Origin of the sequence: Agrobacterium radiobacter (assembly GCF_040801995.1) — a bacterium.
GTDB lineage: Bacteria > Pseudomonadota > Alphaproteobacteria > Rhizobiales > Rhizobiaceae > Agrobacterium > Agrobacterium radiobacter.
In genome coordinates this window covers 1,744,061-1,762,080 of record NZ_JBEGHX010000001.1, presented here as the reverse complement: position 1 = coordinate 1,762,080, position 18,020 = coordinate 1,744,061, and the positions used below count along the sequence as shown (strand labels likewise).

The window sequence follows — 18,020 nt, the reverse complement described above, 5'->3', positions numbered from 1 at the left end:
CTATCACCAATATCGGAGGGCAATGTCAGGTTCGGGTCCTGATCTGCGTCAGGGTACGTGTCGGCGTGATCGCTTCCGCATCCAGCTTTACTTCGATGATGGCCGGCTTGCCGCTTGCACGGGCCCGTTCGAAGGCGGCGGCGAAGTCTTCGGTCTTTTCCACCGTTTCGCCGTGGCCGCCATAGGCCTTGGCAAAGGCGTTGAAATCCGGATTGACGAGATCGGTGCCGCTGACACGGCCGGGATATTCCCGCTCCTGATGCATGCGGATGGTGCCATAGGTGCCGTTATTGACCAGCACGGTGATGATCGGCAGCCCGTAACGCACGGCGGTGATGAATTCCTGTCCGTGCATCATGAAACAGCCGTCACCTGCAAAGCAGATCACCTCACGCTCCGGGAAAAGGTGCTTCGCGGCAACCGCCGCCGGCAGGCCGTAACCCATCGAGCCTGATGTTGGCGCCGATTGCGTGTTGTAGCGACGGAAACGATGGAAGCGATGCACCCAGGTCGCATAGTTGCCCGCGCCATTGGTGAAGATCGCATCCTCGGGCACATTGGCCTCGATCCAGTCCATGATCGGACCCATCTGCACCGCGCCGGGGCCGGTCTGCGGTGGGGCGGACCAATTCAGATAGGCCGCATGCATGGCGGCGGTGCGATCCGCCCATGCGGCATTTGCAGAAAGCGTGAGCAAGGAGAGGGCGCTAACGAAATCATCCGGCGCGGCGCAGATTGCCAGATCCGGTCGATAGACGCGGCCAAGTTCCTCCGCTTCCGGATAAATATGGACGAGTTTCTGCGACGGATAGGGAATGTCGAGCAAGGTATAGCCGGAAGACGGCATTTCGGAGAGGCGGCCGCCGAGCAGAACCACGAGGTCGGATCCCTTGATCTCCTTGGCCAGCGCCGGGTTGATGCCGATGCCGACATCGCCCGCATAGGAGGGGCTCAGATGATCGAACAGCATCTGGCGGCGGAAGGAACAGCCGACGGGCAGTTTGTGCTTTTCCGCAAAAGCCTTGAAGCCTGCGACGCTTTCCTCGGACCAGCGCGTACCGCCGATGATGAAGACCGGGCGCTTTGCCTCATCAAGCATTTTTGCGAAGGCGGCCATCTGCGACGGGCCAGGATGTGCCTCGACGGGTGTGTAGGGCTTCGCCTGGGGCGCTTCGACCTCTTCCACCAGCATGTCTTCGGGCAGCGTCAGCACCACCGGGCCGGGGCGGCCGGAGGTTGCGACGGCAAAGGCGCGGGTGACGAATTCGGGAATGCGGCGGGCGTCGTCGATCTCGCCCACCCATTTGGCGAATTCGGTGAAGGCGCGGCGATATTCCACTTCCTGAAAGGCCTCGCGCTCACGCGCTTCGCGCTGCACCTGGCCGATGAAGAGGATCATCGGAATGGAATCCTGCCTTGCGATATGCAGGCCGGCCGAGGCGTTGGTTGCGCCCGGACCACGGGTCACCATGCAGATGCCTGGTTCGCCGGTCAGCCGGCCCCAGGTGTCGGCCATCATGGCGGCACCGCCTTCCTGGCGGCAGACCACGGTTTCGATGCCGCTTTCATAAAGCGCATCCAGCACGGCGAGATAGCTTTCCCCCGGAACGCAGGAAACGCGGGAGACGCCATTGGCCTTCAGCGCTTCGACGATCAATTGCCCGCCTGTTCTTTTCATTCCGGCTGCAGTCATGGCGTCGTGGTCCTTTCGATGTTTTCCAGTTCGGCCAGCACCTGCGCCTGATGTTCGCCGAGCTTCGGGCTCGGGCGTTCATAGCGCAGCGGCGTTTGCGACATGATAATCGGTGTGCGGACACCGGGGATGACGGTGCCGTCTTCGGCCTCCAGATCGATGCGAAGGCCACGTGCCTGAACCTGTGGATCGGCGAACATTTCCTCGATGGAGTTGATCGGCCCGGCCGGGACGGCGTTCTTTTCGCAGGCGGTCAGAAGATCGCGCTTCTGCCATTTCAAGGTTTCCGTGGACACGATCTGCCGCACCTCGACCTTATGGGCCACGCGGGCCTTGTTCGTCGCGTAACGCTCGTCATCGGCAATCGCACCGATGCCGAGAATATTGCAGAGGCGGCGGAACTGGCCGTCATTGCCGACCGCAAGGATGAGGAAGCCATCGGCCGTCGGCACCACCTCATAGGGGGAAATATTCGGGTGGGCGTTGCCGAGTCGGACGGGAGGCTTGCCGGAAATCAGGTAATTCATGTTCTGGTTGGCCAGCACGGCCGATTGCACGTCGAGAAGCGCCATGTCGATGTGCTGGCCTTCGCCTGATCGAATGGCGTGGATCAGGGCTGCCTGAATGGCTGACACGGAATAGATGCCGGTAAAGATATCGGCAACCGCAACACCCGCCTTCATCGGCTGGCCATCCGCTTCGCCCGTGATCGACATGAAGCCGGACATGCCCTGCACGATATAGTCGTATCCGGCGAGATCGGCGTAAGGCCCGGTCTGGCCGAAGCCGGTGATGGAGCAATAGATCAGCTTCGGATTGAGCGCCCGCAGGCTCTCGTAATCGAGGCCATATTTGGCAAGCCCGCCGCGCTTGAAATTCTCGATGACGACATCGGCGGTGCGCACCAGCCGGCGCACCAGCTCGCAACCCTCGGGCGTCTTCAGATCGGCAACGATGGAGCGTTTGCCGCGATTGGTGGCGTGATAGTAGGCGGCGGAGAGGTTTTCTCCATCGGCATCTTCGACGAAGGGCGGGCCCCATGCGCGGGTATCGTCGCCGCCCTCGGGGTTTTCCACCTTGATGACGTCGGCGCCCATATCGGCCAGCATCTGCCCTGCCCAGGGACCGGCCAGAACACGCGCCAGCTCGACGACGCGAATGCCTGATAGCGGCGGTTTCCTGTTCGGCATGTCGGTCATCTGTCCCCCGGTATTTGTGTCTGCCGGTTTATAGACCGCTGCTTGCCGCGTCGCATGTGATTTTATCTCATGGACTTATTCCGTTTCGGCAAAGGCCGCCTCAATCGCCGACGACGCGCCCGCACCAGGCGGCGAAATCCGCCGCCACGGCCTGCCAGCCGATCTCGTTCAAGGTCTCGTGCCGCATGCCCTTGTAGATCGTGTGCTCGACATGGCTGAAACCGGCCTCCCGGAAACGCTCCGCCAGCCAGACGATCTCTTGGCCGTCATTGGTGGCGGCGTCCTGATCGCCGCTGACAAGCAGAAGCGGCAAGGCTTTTGGCAGGCGCTCGATGAGTTTCGGTGCGCGATAGGACATTTGGAAAACATCCTGCCACAGGGAAACACTGGCCTCGAACTGGCAGAGCGGGTCTTCCACATAGGCGTCCACCGCCGCCCTGTCGTGGCTCAGCCAGTCGGCATGGGTGCGCCTTTCCGGCATTCGGGCATTCCATGCGCGGAAGGTTGCCTTCGGCAGAATGGCGCTCGGCACATCAGAGCCTTTCAGCATTTTTTCCAGCCGCAGCAGAACCTGTGCGACACGGCCCATGAGGCCGGGATTGAGATTGGAATTCCAGATCGACAGGCCGTCGAAGGCATCCGGATGGCTGACGGCGGTGTTAAGCGCCACGAGGCCACCCATGGAATGGCCGAACAGGATCACCGGCAGGCCGGGGTGCCTTTCGCCAACCATCCGGCGCATCGCCATGACATCGGCAACGACCTTTTCCGCGCCGTCCTTCCAGCCAAAACGGCCGAGAGGCGCATCTGCCGCTCTCGTGCGGCCATGGCCGCGATGGTCGTGTGCATAGACTTCGAAACCCTGCTTCGACATCACATCCGCGAACCGGCGATAGCGGCCTGCATGGTCAACCAGCCCGTGGCAGATCATCAGCACGCCGCGCGCCGGGGAAAGGGCGGAGGGCTGGTGGCGAAAGGCGATGGATGCGCCGGAGGGGGCTTCCAGTCTCTCAATACGGCTGAAGGCCAAGTCGTCGGTCGTCTCATTCATGATCGCGCCTGTCCTGCCATAACATCCCTTGTCATAATCATGGGGTCATAATCGTGCCAGAGGTTGCCCCAAGGTCCTATTTACCCTACATAGCGGCAAATTTCCCGATACGTACTCTTAAAAATCCGATGTGGAGCATTCGCTACAATGGCACGTCAATTCATCTATCACATGGCCGGGCTGAACAAGGCTTATGGCGCGAAGAAGGTTCTGGAGAACGTTCATCTCTCCTTCTACCCCGACGCCAAGATCGGTATCCTCGGCCCGAACGGCGCCGGTAAGTCGACTGTTTTGAAGATCATGGCCGGTCTCGACAAGGAATATACCGGCGAGGCATGGCTGGCCGAAGGCGCGACGCTTGGTTATCTCGAGCAGGAGCCGAAGCTCGACGAAAACAAGACCGTGATGGAAAACGTCATGGAAGGCGTGGCGAGCAAGACGGCAATCGTCGACCGCTACAACGAATTGATGATGAACTATTCCGACGAAACGGCGGATGAGGGCGCGAAGCTCCAGGACATCATCGACAGCCAGAACCTGTGGGACCTCGAAAACCAGGTCGAAATGGCGATGGACGCCCTGCGTTGCCCGCCCGGTGACTCAGCCGTAACAGGCCTTTCCGGTGGTGAACGCCGCCGCGTGGCGCTGTGCCGCCTGCTGCTGTCGCAGCCGGACCTGCTGCTGCTCGACGAACCGACCAACCACCTTGATGCGGAAACCATTGCGTGGCTTGAAAAGCACCTGCGCGACTATCCCGGCGCCGTGATGATGATCACCCACGACCGCTACTTCCTCGACAACGTCACGGGCTGGATTCTCGAGCTCGACCGTGGCCGCGGCATTCCCTATGAAGGCAACTACTCCGCTTACCTGCAGGCGAAAGCCAAGCGCATGCAGCAGGAAGCCCGCGAAGATGCATCGCGCCAGAAGGCCATCAGCCGCGAAAGCGAGTGGATCGCCTCCAGCCCCAAGGCACGCCAGACGAAATCCAAGGCCCGTATCAAGGCCTATGACGAACTGGTGGAAGCAGCTGAAAACCGCCGTCCCGGCGACGCGCAGATCGTTATTCCGGTTGCCGAGCGTCTTGGCCGCGTTGTCATCGAGGCCGAAAACCTCACCAAGTCCTATGGCGACCGCGTGCTGATCGAAAACCTTTCCTTCAAGCTGCCGCCCGGCGGCATCGTCGGCGTCATCGGTCCGAACGGTGCGGGTAAGTCCACGCTGTTCAAGATGATCACCGGTCAGGAACAGCCGGATAGCGGTTCGGTAACTGTCGGCGAGACGGTTCAGCTCGGTTATGTCGACCAGAGCCGCGATACGCTGGCGGGTGACAAGACCGTCTGGGAGGAAATCTCCGGCGGCAACGACATCATCAAGCTCGGCAAGTTCGAAGTGAACTCGCGCGCCTATTGCGGCGCCTTCAACTTCAAGGGCGGCGATCAGCAGCAGAAGGTCGGCAACCTCTCGGGTGGTCAGCGTAACCGCGTGCACCTCGCCAAGATGCTGAAGGCCGGCGGCAACGTGCTGCTGCTCGACGAACCGACCAACGACCTTGATACGGAAACGCTGGCAGCGCTTGAAGAAGCGCTGGAAGCCTTCGCCGGCTGCGCCGTTATCATCAGCCACGACCGCATGTTCCTCGACCGCCTGGCCACCCACATCCTCGCTTTCGAGGGTGACAGCCATGTGGAATGGTTCGAAGGCAACTTCGAAGACTACGAAAAGGACAAGGTCCGCCGCCTCGGCCCGGAAAGCATCAAGCCCGGCCGCGTGAGCTACAAGCGCCTGACACGCTGATCCTTTCATCATCTCTTCAAGAAAGGCCCGCCGTAAAGCGGGCCTTTTTCCGTGTAATAAGTGGACATGATCGTCTCGCACGACACTTTACGCTTGCATCGAACGCCACATCGACATAAAGATATCTTTATATCTTGATTAGCTTGCGAGGCACGGCAGAGTGACGTTCGGTCTGGACAAATTGGTGGATCTGTTGAAAGCGGCGGGTGAGACGACACGCTTTCGCTTGCTTGCGCTTCTGGCGGCAGGCGATCTGACGGTTACCGATCTTACCGAAATCCTCGGCCAGTCGCAGCCGCGTATCTCCCGTCACCTCAAGCTTTTGACGGAAGAGGGGCTTATCGAGCGTTATCAGGAAGGCGCATGGGCCTATTTCCGTTTGCGGCAGGATGGCGAACCTGCGGGTGTCGTTCGGCAGCTGCTTGGCGCCGCGTCGCCGTCGGATGCCGTTCTCCAGCGTGACAGTGAACGGCTTGCCACTGTCAAGCGGGTGCGGGCGGAGCGGGCGCAGGATTATTTCAGCCGCAATGCTTCCGCCTGGGACGAACTGCGTCGCCTGCATGTCAGTGACGAGGCCGTGGAAGGCGCGCTCCTGAAGCTGGTGGGCACCACGCCTGTCGATTCGCTTCTCGATCTGGGCACCGGTACCGGCCGTATCCTGCAGCTTCTGAGCGGCATCTATCGCCGCGCGATCGGCGTCGATGCCAGCCGTGACATGCTGTCGGTGGCGCGTGCCAATCTCGACAAGGCGGGCGTGGTCAATGCCTCGGTCCGTCATGGCGATATTCTCAATCTGCCGCTGGAAGGACAGGATTTCGATCTGATTGTTATCCATCAGGTCCTGCATTTCCTCGACCAGCCGGAAATCGCGCTTTCGGAAGCCGCGCGCATGCTGCGTCCCGGTGGGCGGCTGATCGTCATCGACCTTGCGCCGCATTCCTTCGAATATCTGCGCGATGAACATGCGCATGTGCGGCTCGGTTTCTCGCATCCGCTGATGGAAGAATGGCTGAAAAAGGCCGGACTTGCTCCGGACCGCGCCGTCGATCTTCATTCTGAAAAAGCGTCTGACGAAGCTCTGGACGTGACGATCTGGGTTGCCCGAGACCAGCGGCTGCTGATGGCAGACGATGTGGTGCAAGAGGCCGTTTTACTTGCTGCCGGGAGGGCATGATATGTTGAGGTCGGAAACCGCACGCCGTGATGGCGATATCCGGTTGTCTTTCGAATTTTTCCCGCCCAAGAATGCCGAGATGGAAACCCAGCTCTGGGAAACGGTTGCCGAGCTGAAGAAGTGGGATCCGGATTTCGTGTCCGTCACCTATGGCGCCGGTGGATCCACAAAAGCGCCGACACTGGATGCGGTGCGCCGCATGATCGGTGACAGCCATCTGTCGACCGCAGCACATCTGACCTGCGTGGATGCCAGCCGTGAGGACGTGCATCAGGTCATAGAAGAGTTCCGTAACGCCGGCGTTCGCCATTTCGTGGCGCTGCGTGGCGATCCCTCCACCGGCATCGGCACGGCTTACCAGCCGCATCCGGAAGGTTACGAGAACGCGGCGGCTCTGGTGAAGGGACTGCGCGAGATCGGCGATTTCGAGATTTCCGTTTCGGCCTATCCGGAAAAACATCCCGAGAGCGCGAGCGATGCCGTTGATATCGATATGCTGAAGCGCAAGGCGGATAATGGCGCGACGCGTGCGCTGACGCAGTTCTTCTTCGATAACGACGTGTTCGAGCGCTATATGGAGCGGGTGACGGCGGCGGGGATCACCATACCGGTGGTTCCGGGCATCATGCCGATCCAGAACCTCACCCAGCTCAAGCGTTTCGCCGGCCGTTGCGGCACCAGCGTTCCCGGTTTCCTGGATGAGCGTTTTGAAGGCTATGACGACGATCTGGAGGGTCGTGCCCGCGTGGCTGCGGAGGTTGCCGCCGAACAGATCGCCGATCTTCAGCGTCGCGGTGTCAATGAGTTCCACCTCTACACCATGAACCGCGCGCCGCTGGTCGACGCTGTGCTTGAAAATCTTGGGCTGGAGCGTCTGCGCCGCAGCGCCGCCTGACTTAAAGCAGCAGAGTACCGACATGAAAAAAGCGCAGGTCCCTCGGGGCCTGCGCTTTTTAAACTCGTGTCATCTACGGTTCTTATCTGCGTTTGGTCTTCACGTCGCGTCAGATGAAAAGCATCATCGCTACGAACAAAAACGCCAAACCGACTGCCAAGGCATTGAGAGATTTTGTAAGTCCCATGGGTGCCTCCTCTTGTTGACAGGTTCGATAATATGACCGTTTTGTGGCGGTTGAAAAGCGGTTTTTGTGATGCAGTGCAGCACGTCGCCAGGCGATATAAAAAAGGATTTTCTGTAATTAATTGAAAATAAAAGATTATTTTCTTATCACGCAGTGCTTCATATGTTTAAAAAAAGTAAATGACCGGGGTGTTATCCCCAGTCATCAGGTCGAGATTAACACTTTATGCCTTGATTCCGGCCGATAGATTAAAGGCCGGAAGGCGCCGTTAAGATTGCTTAAAGCGCCTGCAGAAGTGCGGTAGACGGCCAGCCATCGGCGGGCAGTCCGAGACGCTGCTGCTCCTTCTGGATGGCGACGCGGGTGCCGGAACCGAGAATGCCATCCACCTTGCCGACATTGTGTCCGCGCGCTTCGAGCTTGGTCTGAAGCTCCTTCATCGTCGCGTCATCGAAACCGGGCTCCGGATTGCCCTTGTTGTAAACGGGGGAGCCCATCAGGCGGGTGGCGAAATACGCGGCCGAGGTCGTGTAGATGAACGACTGGTTCCATTCCAGATAGATGTTGAAGTTCGGATAGGTGATGAAGGTCGGTCCCTTGCGCCCCTGCGGCATGATGAGGGCCGCGGGCAGGGTGGCGAAGTTCTTGTTGCCGTCGCGCGGGGTTACGCCCAGCGCGAACCAGTCACCGGCGGTCAGCGGGCCGCCAAGGCCGGACTTTTCCCAGGGCAGGTTTTCCGGCAGCGACACTTCCTGGATCCAGGGTTCGCCCTTCTTGAAACCGAGATGCTGGATGAATTTCGCAGCCGTCAGGATCGCATCCGGGGCGCTGCTCTTGACGTTGATGTGACCGTCGCCATCACCATCGACGCCGAAGGCGATGATGTCCTTGGGCAGCATCTGCACCTGGCCGATTTCACCGGCCCACGCACCGGTGTTGGCAGCGGGATCGAGATCGCCATGCTGGACCATTTCGATCAATGCCAGTAGCTGCGGGCGGAAGAGTTCCGGGCGGCGGCAATCATGCGAAAGGGTCACCAGCGCGTTACGGGTGTTGAAATCGCCCTGCACGGCGCCAAAATCCGTCTCCATGGCCCAGAAGGCGGCGATGACGCCGGCCGGTACACCATATTCACCTTCGGCGCGGGCGAAGGTGGAGGAGAGTTCCTGCAGCTTCTTGCGGCCGATATCCAGACGGGCCTGGCTGACGGTGCGCTGGGAGAATTCCAGGAAGGTCTGGCGGAAGACGCCCTGGGCGCGGTCACGCGAGAGCACTTTCGGATCGATCTGCGCGCCCGCAAGCGCCTTCTGAATAGCATCGGCCGGAATGCCCTTGGCGAGCGCATCGGCTTTCACGCCTTCAAGGAATGCGCCGAGATCGCCGCCGCAGGCAACCTGCTTGGGATCCTCAGGCGAGGCAACGGGCGGGGTGGCAAAGGCGGAGGCGGTGGAAAGAAGCGACAAAGCGGCGGCAAAAACGATGCTGCGCGACCGGAACGTGGGCATGGGAATTTCCTCGATAGGTTGTTAGCCCGCTTTACCCATATGTTTGCGACAAAAAAACGGACCGTGCGATCTGACGTTGCAGAACAACGCCGATTTTTCGAAAGTGTTGCTTCTTGGCCGTCTTATTTGGCCGAAGCAATCCATTTCCGCCAGTTTTTCTCCGTGCCGGCAAAGACATTGATGTCGGTTGGACCGTTTACGCCGGGCACGACGCCGGTTGCCGTATATTGCCAGAAGGCCCATTTGCGATCTTCGTAGATCTTGGCCGGATGGGCGGCAACGGAACGCACCCAGAAATGGTAATCCTTGAACTGACCGACGAGGTTGTCGCGGTGGAAATCAACAGAGGTATAGATGATCGGGCGCTTGCCATAATGGGCCTCGATACGATCAAGGAAACGCTGCATCTCGGTGCGAACGACGCCCGGCGCCGGGCGCGTCTTGCAGGTGGGCGAGGAGGGGTTCCACTCCACGTCGAGAACCGGCGGCAGGGTGACGGCATCCTTTGGCACGTTGCGAATGAACCAGTCCGCCTGGGCATCCGCTGTCGAGCAGAAATAATAGAAATGATAGGGCGCGTGCAGAATATCCGCGGCTGCCGCGCTACGCCAATGGTCGCCGAACTTCGGATCGATGCGGTCCGATCCCTCTGTCGCCTTGATGAAGACGAAGGAAACACCTGACTTGCGGACGGTCTGCCAGTCGACATCACCATTCCATTTGGACACGTCGATGCCGTGCACCTCATGACGGTGCGGGTTGTTCATGCCGAAATCCTGCGGATCGGTATCGGAAAATTTCGGTTTGGAAACGGATGCGGTTTCCAGCAGGTCATAGCTGGTGGAGGTGCAGCCGCCGATCAACAGCAAAGCCGACAATAGTGCCGATAAACGCAGCCGCATTGGAATCCTGATGAAAATGTTGCCCATCCACGGCAGCAAAATGGCGCGCCGTATCTCCCGATTTATGCATAACATGGTAAACAAACTGATATGGCAAGGGGCAACGTGCTTTTTGCACCCCGCAAGTCGCTGGATTCGAAGCGGTTTGCGGTTTTAACGCCGAAATCTGGCCCGGCAGGAGCCTTGAGGTCGCCCCCCCTTTGGCCCCCAAAGATTCGCACCGCCCCCGGGAATCAGGCGTCGGCCAATATGCGGTGGATTTTCGGCTGCTGCGCTTCAACGACCGGAAGTGTGATGACAGCCCGCCACGCATAGCCCCGGGCGATTTCCTCGAATTCGAGGTTACCGTCAAAACGGCCGGCCATATTGGCCAGAACATAGCGGAGATTGGCGCGGGGCGTAACGTGAAAGCGGGTGAGCCAGGCTTGCAGAAGCGTGCGGAACCAATTCGGCAACTGTTCCTGCTGGCCGAAATCGACAATATGCAGCGAACCGCCTGGTTTTACCGCCGTGAGCGCCTGTTCGATCGCCTTTTCCCAGTCCGGTATCATCGACAGCGCATAGGGGATCATGACGCGGTCGAAGCCTTCGGACTGGCCGAATTCAGAAGCACGGAAGGCGGTGGCATCGGCCACGCGCAGAATGGGGCGTTCCGCCTTGCCGGCGAAATTCTCGGAGGCGGTCAGTAGCATTTCGGCGGAAATGTCGAGGCCAAACAGTTTCGCGTCCGGAAACTTGCGGCTGGCCAGCAGCAGGTTGCGACCGGTGCCGCAGCCCACTTCCAGCAACGTGCCGCCCTTCGGCACGTTGAGGCCGGAAATGGTCCTGTCGCGGCCGAGAAGGTAATATTTGCGGGTTATATCGTAGATATGCCGCTGGTGGCGATACATGCGGTCCATCAGGCTCGCATGCGCGCTGTCTGCAAGGCCCACATTCTCGCCGATGGTTTTCATGCCATAGCCCTCTCGTAAATATGGAAGCCGCCGTAGATGGCCGAGCGGTCCATGGCGTTGAGCTCGTTGGAGCGCTCTTCGAGATAGACCCACTGGTTGCGGATATCAGGGGAAAGCCGACCTTCGATGACGCTCTTTTCGGCGGCGGTGCGAAAGATGATGCGTGCGCCCGAGGCGGCGGTGCGGCTGATCTGCGACCACAATTCGTTGAGCTGCACGTCCGTCATCCAGTCCTGCGCGTCGAGGAGGATGTAGCGGTCGACGGCGCTTGCCGGCTTGCGCGAGAGAAGCTCGGTATAGGTGGCGTGGTGCACTGCGACGCGCGCCGTGTTGTTGCGGATCGTCTCGTAATATTCCGGCTTGAGATAGGCAGGCAGTGCGCCTTCATGCGGCTCCGGGTAACGGCGCGCGAAGGCCTGCCAGGCGAAATAATTGTCGCTGAGCGGGAAGTTGCAGGCGAGCTTTTCGAGCCGCTCCTTCAGCACGGAGGCAACCGTGCCGTCGTCGGAAAGGCTTGCCAGCTCGTCATATTGTCGGGGCGGAATGCCGAGGCCGAAAAGCGAGCTTTTGCGCTTCGTCAGCCAGCGCACTACCGGCTTGTCGAATAGCGGTGCGACCTTGTTGTCGAAAAACTGGCGCTGTTCGTCCAGCGTCCGGGTCTTGGCCATTTCGGTGAGTTTCACGCCATGCAGCCGGGCCATGAGATGGCCGGCGCCGATGAAGCGGCCGAGCAGGCCGGTACGGTAGATGTTCCTGTCGAACACCGAGATGCGGCGGCGGCCGGAAAGGGTGCGCTTCGACCAGTAAGCCTTGGTCGTGGCGTCGAGATGCTCGGCGATGAAGCGGTCATAACCGTGGCTGTTGCTGCGGGTGTTGGCGCGGCCGAAATGGCGCACCACATCCTGATGGGCCGGCAGATGGCGAAACGCGGCAAGCTTCAGCTTGTTCAGCGCAATGTGATGCGGGTTGAGATCAACCACATCGATGCTGGCAGGGTTGCGGGAGAGATAGGCCAGCATGTTGCAGCCGCCCGAGCCGATGGTGACGATGCGGTGGCCTTCGCCAAGCTCCATCGCTTCCATGTCGATCTCAGGGTCTTCCCAGATCTGTGGATAGACGAGGCCGGAAAAGAGGACGCCGAAGAAGCGCTCGGACAATCCGCTTTTTGAGAGCGCCTTGTGCTGGAGCAATGCGGACTTCAGTTTTGTGTTCTTGCTGAAGCCGGTCTTGGGTGCCGCACTCGTCATATGTTCACCTCTCAGTCGATTGAGAGGCGTCTACAGCCGTGACACTACAATTTGATGACAGGGGCTGTGGGCAAAGACGGGGAATAAAGGAGACGGCGGAAAACCAGCCCGTATCTCGGATTGCCGATAAGCTTCCATTGGATACGGCGTCATCCTCGGGCTGGTCCCGAGGATGACGAAAAAAACGTCGCGGCGTTTATTTGGAAAGGCTGCTTAGCTGCACGGCGCTCCCAGCGCCGCCAGAGGCCATCACTTGCGCAGAACGTGCAGCATGCCCTTGCGCTTGGCATCGTAATAATAACCGCGTGCGTAAAGCCGGACGGCATTGTCGCGGTCGTTACCAGCCACAACCCATGCGCCGCGCAGATATTTGACGGCGTATTTGAGATTGGTTTCGGCATCGAAGAGGCCGGAGGCGGGGCCATCGAAGCCCATGGAGCGGGCCGTGGCGTGCCGAATCTGCATCAGGCCGAAATTGCCGCTGCTATAGGCGCCGGGATTGTATCGGCTCTCGCGCTGCACCACGCGGTGAACCAAATCTTCCGGCACATCATACATGGTGGCGTATTTGGTAATAAGGCCGCTCAGCTTTTCGCGTCCAGCCGGCGCGGAATTAAGCGGCGCCGTCATTGATTCGTTCTGCCGGATGGCGGCAAGTGCGGCATTGGTGGGGCCGGCGGCATAGGCCAGAACCGTGCTGTCCGGCTTCGGTAGCGGAATGACTTTGCGTTCCGCCGTCAGTTCGGTGCCGATGGAGGGCGAGCCGGGCGGCGGCGGTGCGGGAGGGAAGCTGCCCTTGATGGCAACCACCTGCGGCAGATCGGCGGCGGCATTGTGGGCAGCCGGCTTGGCCGCCGTTTCGATGGCTGCTGCCGCGGGAGCGGCACCTGTCGGCGCGAGTGCTGCAACGGCGGTGGGTGCGGATGTCGCTCCTGCGGCCTGAGCCACTTCCGTCTGGTGCGGCTGCATCTGGGCGGTGATGGCTGCGGCGGCTGCGATTTCGGACGCCGGCGGCAGGGCCACGCGTCCGCCCTTGACGGCGACGGCAGTGGGAAGTGCTGCTGGCTGGGAAGAGGTTGCGGTTTCGGCGGTCTGCACCGCTGATGCTGCCGAGGTTGCGCCCGCTGCGGCTTCGGCCGTTGCCGGCTGCGTCGATGTTTGCGCAGGAGTGGTAGCGGGATTGACCGTCGCGATCTTCGGGCCGTTAGGCCCTTCCTTCGCGGTATATTCGACGCTTGTGCATGCGCTCAATGCCAGTGCCAGACCCACGGTGGAAGACAGAAGAAGTGCACTTCTTCCGCGGAATTTGCCCGAATTTCGCATGTTGCCGCCTTCGTTATGCCTGTCTTTCGATACCCCCGCGTCGAGCGAAGCAGGCAGTGTCCCGTCGAGCCTTCATTAACCTATTGTAAGGATAGCGGCAAGCCGGGACGTGGCGGCCCGGTTTTTCAGGCTGCGATGCGCCTGTATCCGGCGCTGACAGCGCGGCCGGAAATGAAGTGAGTGCGGTATTTCGGCCGGATTTTCTTGTCGCCCGACATGCGGCGCACCAGCGCGAGCGTCGGGCCTGCAAACAGCGCCTGCGCGGTCAGAATCACAAGCGCCAGAAGCAGGATGGCGGCCTGCGCCATGGCGAGCGTTTCAATTGTGTTGCCTGACGTGGAAACGAATTGTGGCAACAGCGCCAGAAAGACAGTGAAGTAGCGCGGGCGCAAAGCGGCAATGGCGTAACAATCGCGGAAAATGCCGCTCCAGGATTTGCCCGGCAGATTGTCATTATCGGCATTGGCCGCTTGGGCGGCCGGCGTGGCGAAGGTCCACAACAGAAACAGCATCAGCCAGCCGATGCCGGCCCATTGCACGATTTCCACGAAGGATTGCGGCAGGTAGGCGAGACCGGCCACCGGAATGGCCGAAATCATCATGGCCGTGACGATGCCGAGCGCGCCGCCGACAGCGGAGGCGAAGACCGTCTTTTTGCCGCGGATGGCGGCATAGGAGGCAACAGAGAATACAAGGGGAGAGGGGAGTGCGAACACAACGGCACATGCTGCACAAAAAATCAGCCAGGCCTGTCCAGACATTCTCTTCCTCCTTGCCCTCCCTGTCGCCGTCTTATTTTAGACTATCGTAAAATCAGGCCGCTGTGAACGGCTGACCGACGTGTTCCATCACTTCGGTAAACCATTTTGCAGAGAGGTCGAAATGCTTTCCGCCCTTGATACGCGGAAACTCGATCGTCCGCAATTTGCCATTCTGGTCTTCGTCATGGCCGGTGACGCCGGAGACCTTGTTGAGCGCGCTTTCGACCGCGAGATCGACCATGCCCTGGATGAGGCGCAGATCGTCCCCATTGGCGGCGGCGGAGCGGGCGAAATAGCCTGATTTCTGCACCATGGAGCGTTCAGCACCGATGAGGCTGGCGAACTGCTTCTGGAACCAGCCGCCAACATTGATCGTGTCGATCTTGACGTGGCCGAAGGCGTCGCGCTTGACGGCCTCTCCGGACGCTTCGCGTTCGGCAACGATCGAATCAAGGCCGGCGCCTTCCGACACGAACAGCGTGACATAGCCGTTTTTGTCCATGATTTCCTTCAGGCGCTCGGCTTCCGCCTCGATGTCGAAGGCCATTTCCGGCAGGTAGATGCCGTCGATGTTCTTCATCTGCGTGTTCATCATCAGGCCTTCGACATATTCATTGCCGCTGGTCTTCTGGATATAGGCGCGGGCGGTGGCGGCCGTCAGCCAGCCGCAATGGCGGCCCATGACTTCGTGGATGACGAAGGTCTTCGGTGCAGCGCTCTGCTCGTTGCTGACATTGTCGAAAAAGGAGGCGCCGACTTCGGCGGCCGTCCAGGCGCCGAGCGACTGCTTGATCGGCACCACGTCATTATCCACCGTCTTCGGCAGGCCGACGACGGTGAGGTTATAGCCGTTCGCGCCGAGATAGGCGGCAAGGTCCGCAGCCGTCGTGTTGGTGTCGTCACCGCCGATGGTGTGGAGAATGGTGATGCCGTCGGCCGCCAGCCGGTCAGCGGCGACGCGCAGCGGATTGTCGCCTTCCTTGACCAGACCGCGCTTGGCGCAATCGGCGGCATTGGTGAGCTTGACGCGGCTGTTGCCGATCGGCGAGCCGCCGTAACGGTGCAGCAGATGCGCTTTTTCCCGCATGTCTTTGTTGATTTCGATACGGTCACCCAGAAGCACGCCCTGATAACCCGAGCGGTAAGCGATGATGTCGATCTCGGGCGCAATGTCGCTGTAACGCTCGATCAGGCCGCCCACGGCCGAAGAGAGACAGGGCGCAAGGCCACCCGCGGTCAGCATTGCGACTTTCTGTTTGGCCATCATGGCTCTCCTTTTCACATATACCCAAAGACATGTCTGGCAAATGGATGCGACAGCCGCGTGTAGGTGTAAAGTGAATTTATGAAGAAAAACGCGGATTTCTCGCGGTTTTTCAGCGGCTTGAGCAAAGTGGTGGAATATAATCGTTTCAATCGGCATAGCCGGTGGCCGGCTATCTGCCGTCTGTGGAAAACCGTGGTCCCATCGTCTGCCGCGCTCTTGTTCCTGAAGCAAAACTGTCGCAAAGATGAATAAAAGTTAATGCCGCCGGACCGCTGGACATATTGCATTCGCGGCAATATCCCGTCATGCTTGTCGCATGATGTTCGATTTCGCGTGTCTGCAAATTTCATCCCTGTGGGAACGGCTGCTCGGCGCAATCGGCGACGCGGCAGGCGGTGCACTCGGGCGCGTGGTGGAAGCCATCCGCACCCTTTTCGAAGGTGATCCGGAAACCCGCCGCAAGGTTTCCTTTTCCGTGGCCATCATTGCACTTTCCGCCAAGATGGCGAAGGCCGACGGGGTCGTCAACGATGCCGAGGTTCGCGCTTTCCGGCAGATTTTCGATTTCCCGGAAGAAGAAGCCAAGAACGTCGCTCGTCTTTATAACCTCGCGCGTCAGGACGTTGCAGGTTACGAAGCCTATGCGGAGCGGCTGGCGGGTCTTTGCGGTTCCGGGCACGCCAATTGCGAGATGCTGGAAAGTGTCATCGACGGCCTGTTCCACATCGCCAAGGCCGACGGGCTGATCCACGAGCGGGAACTGGCCTTCCTCGGCCGGATCGCGGAAATCTTCCGTATCACCGAAGATCATTTCGAAACGATCATGGCGCGGCACGTCCACATGGACGGGCGCGACCCTTACCGCGTACTCGGTGTTTCACCTTCGGACGATTTTCTGGATATCCGCAAGCGGTACCGAACGCTGGTTGCCGAACACCATCCCGACAAGCTCATCGCCCGCGGCGTTCCCATGGAATTGCATGCGGCCGCGAATGAGCGTATGGCGGCTCTCAACGCCGCTTATGCGGCCATTGAGAAAGAACGCCGCGTCGCATGAGTGAATGTCTGCCGGATTTTACCCCGGATTTCGGGGGCGCAGCCGTTGCGCCTTCGCCTAATCATGGCGAAAGGCTGGGTGTAGCCGGTCCTGACATCATTCTTCTGCACTATACCGGCATGACGACGGCCGATGGTGCGCTGTCATGGCTCTGCAATCCCGAAAGCCAGGTCTCCAGCCATTATTTCGTCTTCGAGGACGGGCGCGTCATCCAGCTCGTGTCGGAAACCCGCCGTGCCTGGCATGCGGGCAAAAGTACCTGGGCGGGGGACGAAGACATCAATTCCCGCTCTATTGGTGTCGAAATTGCCAATCAGGGCCATCCAGGCGGCCTGCCGGAATTTCCGAAAAAGCAGATCGAAGCCGTCATCGAATTGTGTCGCGATTGCGGCCAGCGCTGGAATATCGCCCCTGAAAGGGTGTTGGCGCATTCGGATGTCGCCCCGATCCGCAAGGTCGATCCGGGTGAAAAATTCCCGTGGGACATCCTGTCGCAGCAAGGTGTCGGCCATTGGGTGGAGCCTGCGCCGATCCGTGGCGGGCGCTTTTTTCAGCGCGGGGACCATGGCCAGCCGGTCGAAGCGCTGCAGTCGATGCTGTCCATTTATGGTTATGGCGTTGAAATAACAGGCGCTTATTGCGAAAAAACCGAAGGCGCCGTGGCTGCTTTCCAGCGGCATTTCCGCCCCGCTCTGGTGGATGGCATCGCGGATTTCTCCACCATTGACACGCTGCACCGGCTGATCGCCAGCCTGCCGAGATTTTCGGGCGCTTAACCGCCGATTCTGGAAAAGCATTCCCGCTTTTCCAGCGTGTTCAAGTCGCTTTTTTTCTTGTGCCACAGTTAATCCGCATTGAGGAAGTTTAAGAACGTCACTGCATGCGGTGTCGTTCTTCAGGGGAACTTACCGTCAATATCAATCAAGGAGACTGGACAGCGGAAGGTCGCGATCGACTTTCCGGGCGCAGACTATTTGTGTCGCTTCATTGTTCCGGTCATCCGATCTGG

Annotated in this window: 15 protein-coding genes; 5 read left to right on the top strand and 10 right to left on the bottom strand. The window is 59.9% G+C overall.

The features are described from left to right. Positions 1–25: 25 nt before the first annotated feature. From MRBLRC7O_RS08880 to MRBLRC7O_RS08870, 3 genes are all read right to left on the bottom strand, one after another. Entirely contained in the window at positions 26–1,693 is a 1,668-nt protein-coding gene (locus MRBLRC7O_RS08880) for a thiamine pyrophosphate-binding protein (protein ID WP_162690748.1), read from the bottom strand. Next, positions 1,690–2,892 (bottom strand): succinate--glutarate CoA-transferase, encoded by a 1,203-nt coding sequence (caiB, locus tag MRBLRC7O_RS08875; RefSeq protein WP_080866301.1) that lies wholly within the window; start codon positions 2,890–2,892, stop codon positions 1,690–1,692. Before caiB ends, MRBLRC7O_RS08880 begins: the two co-directional genes overlap by 4 nt. 100 nt (positions 2,893–2,992) lie before the next feature. Beyond that, complete coding sequence (locus MRBLRC7O_RS08870) at positions 2,993–3,943, bottom strand: alpha/beta fold hydrolase (RefSeq protein ID WP_060727418.1); 951 nt, start codon at positions 3,941–3,943, stop codon at positions 2,993–2,995. A gap of 147 nt (positions 3,944–4,090) precedes the next feature. Between MRBLRC7O_RS08870 and ettA the strand changes: the two genes are divergently transcribed. From ettA to metF, 3 genes are all read left to right on the top strand, one after another. Beyond that, positions 4,091–5,740: an energy-dependent translational throttle protein EttA gene (ettA, locus tag MRBLRC7O_RS08865; protein ID WP_004430692.1), complete on the top strand. Its 1,650-nt coding sequence runs from the start codon at positions 4,091–4,093 to the stop codon at positions 5,738–5,740. A gap of 160 nt (positions 5,741–5,900) precedes the next feature. Next, on the top strand, positions 5,901–6,914 hold the full coding sequence (locus tag MRBLRC7O_RS08860; protein WP_004430694.1) for an ArsR/SmtB family transcription factor: 1,014 nt from the start codon (positions 5,901–5,903) through the stop codon (positions 6,912–6,914). A gap of 1 nt (position 6,915) precedes the next feature. Beyond that, on the top strand, positions 6,916–7,809 hold the full coding sequence (gene metF / locus MRBLRC7O_RS08855; RefSeq protein WP_004430696.1) for a methylenetetrahydrofolate reductase [NAD(P)H]: 894 nt from the start codon (positions 6,916–6,918) through the stop codon (positions 7,807–7,809). Between the two features lie 465 nt (positions 7,810–8,274). Here metF and MRBLRC7O_RS08850 read toward each other — a convergent pair whose 3' ends face one another. The 7 genes from MRBLRC7O_RS08850 to MRBLRC7O_RS08820 form a co-directional block, all read right to left on the bottom strand. After that, a complete protein-coding gene (locus tag MRBLRC7O_RS08850) occupies positions 8,275–9,501 on the bottom strand; it encodes a lytic murein transglycosylase (protein WP_004430698.1) in 1,227 nt (408 codons plus the stop codon). A gap of 122 nt (positions 9,502–9,623) precedes the next feature. Continuing rightward, entirely contained in the window at positions 9,624–10,403 is a 780-nt protein-coding gene (locus MRBLRC7O_RS08845; RefSeq protein WP_060725255.1) for a glycoside hydrolase family 25 protein, read from the bottom strand. A 233-nt stretch (positions 10,404–10,636) separates the two neighbouring features. Beyond that, the gene (locus MRBLRC7O_RS08840) at positions 10,637–11,356 is read right to left on the bottom strand and encodes a class I SAM-dependent methyltransferase (protein ID WP_004430702.1); all 720 of its coding nucleotides are present in this window, start codon (positions 11,354–11,356) and stop codon (positions 10,637–10,639) included. Further along, positions 11,353–12,603, bottom strand: coding sequence for a BtaA family protein (locus tag MRBLRC7O_RS08835; RefSeq protein WP_060727415.1), 1,251 nt, complete (start codon positions 12,601–12,603; stop codon positions 11,353–11,355). Before MRBLRC7O_RS08835 ends, MRBLRC7O_RS08840 begins: the two co-directional genes overlap by 4 nt. A gap of 249 nt (positions 12,604–12,852) precedes the next feature. Continuing rightward, the gene (locus MRBLRC7O_RS08830; protein ID WP_020009278.1) at positions 12,853–13,926 is read right to left on the bottom strand and encodes a lytic transglycosylase domain-containing protein; all 1,074 of its coding nucleotides are present in this window, start codon (positions 13,924–13,926) and stop codon (positions 12,853–12,855) included. A gap of 125 nt (positions 13,927–14,051) precedes the next feature. Further along, positions 14,052–14,687: a LysE family translocator gene (locus MRBLRC7O_RS08825; protein ID WP_080866299.1), complete on the bottom strand. Its 636-nt coding sequence runs from the start codon at positions 14,685–14,687 to the stop codon at positions 14,052–14,054. Between the two features lie 52 nt (positions 14,688–14,739). Then, entirely contained in the window at positions 14,740–15,951 is a 1,212-nt protein-coding gene (locus MRBLRC7O_RS08820) for a pyrophosphate--fructose-6-phosphate 1-phosphotransferase (RefSeq protein ID WP_004430709.1), read from the bottom strand. A gap of 319 nt (positions 15,952–16,270) precedes the next feature. Here MRBLRC7O_RS08820 and MRBLRC7O_RS08815 point away from each other — a divergent pair, with 319 nt between their 5' ends. After that, positions 16,271–17,011: a J domain-containing protein gene (locus MRBLRC7O_RS08815; protein ID WP_004430712.1), complete on the top strand. Its 741-nt coding sequence runs from the start codon at positions 16,271–16,273 to the stop codon at positions 17,009–17,011. Beyond that, complete coding sequence (locus tag MRBLRC7O_RS08810) at positions 17,008–17,787, top strand: N-acetylmuramoyl-L-alanine amidase (protein ID WP_035263585.1); 780 nt, start codon at positions 17,008–17,010, stop codon at positions 17,785–17,787. Before MRBLRC7O_RS08815 ends, MRBLRC7O_RS08810 begins: the two co-directional genes overlap by 4 nt. The last annotated feature ends 233 nt before the right edge of the window (positions 17,788–18,020 follow it).

Excerpts from the sequence above, each read along its gene's own strand:
- MRBLRC7O_RS08880 (WP_162690748.1), bottom strand. The coding sequence starts at position 1,693 with ATGACTGCAGCCGGAATGAAAAGAACAGGCGGGCAATTGATCGTCGAA.
- caiB (WP_080866301.1), bottom strand. The coding sequence starts at position 2,892 with ATGACCGACATGCCGAACAGGAAACCGCCGCTATCAGGCATTCGCGTC.
- MRBLRC7O_RS08870 (WP_060727418.1), bottom strand. The coding sequence starts at position 3,943 with ATGAATGAGACGACCGACGACTTGGCCTTCAGCCGTATTGAGAGACTG.
- ettA (WP_004430692.1), top strand. The coding sequence starts at position 4,091 with ATGGCACGTCAATTCATCTATCACATGGCCGGGCTGAACAAGGCTTAT.
- metF (WP_004430696.1), top strand. The coding sequence starts at position 6,916 with ATGTTGAGGTCGGAAACCGCACGCCGTGATGGCGATATCCGGTTGTCT.
- MRBLRC7O_RS08850 (WP_004430698.1), bottom strand. The coding sequence starts at position 9,501 with ATGCCCACGTTCCGGTCGCGCAGCATCGTTTTTGCCGCCGCTTTGTCG.
- MRBLRC7O_RS08845 (WP_060725255.1), bottom strand. The coding sequence starts at position 10,403 with ATGCGGCTGCGTTTATCGGCACTATTGTCGGCTTTGCTGTTGATCGGC.
- MRBLRC7O_RS08840 (WP_004430702.1), bottom strand. The coding sequence starts at position 11,356 with ATGAAAACCATCGGCGAGAATGTGGGCCTTGCAGACAGCGCGCATGCG.
- MRBLRC7O_RS08835 (WP_060727415.1), bottom strand. The coding sequence starts at position 12,603 with ATGACGAGTGCGGCACCCAAGACCGGCTTCAGCAAGAACACAAAACTG.
- MRBLRC7O_RS08830 (WP_020009278.1), bottom strand. The coding sequence starts at position 13,926 with ATGCGAAATTCGGGCAAATTCCGCGGAAGAAGTGCACTTCTTCTGTCT.
- MRBLRC7O_RS08825 (WP_080866299.1), bottom strand. The coding sequence starts at position 14,687 with ATGTCTGGACAGGCCTGGCTGATTTTTTGTGCAGCATGTGCCGTTGTG.
- MRBLRC7O_RS08820 (WP_004430709.1), bottom strand. The coding sequence starts at position 15,951 with ATGGCCAAACAGAAAGTCGCAATGCTGACCGCGGGTGGCCTTGCGCCC.
- MRBLRC7O_RS08815 (WP_004430712.1), top strand. The coding sequence starts at position 16,271 with ATGATGTTCGATTTCGCGTGTCTGCAAATTTCATCCCTGTGGGAACGG.
- MRBLRC7O_RS08810 (WP_035263585.1), top strand. The coding sequence starts at position 17,008 with ATGAGTGAATGTCTGCCGGATTTTACCCCGGATTTCGGGGGCGCAGCC.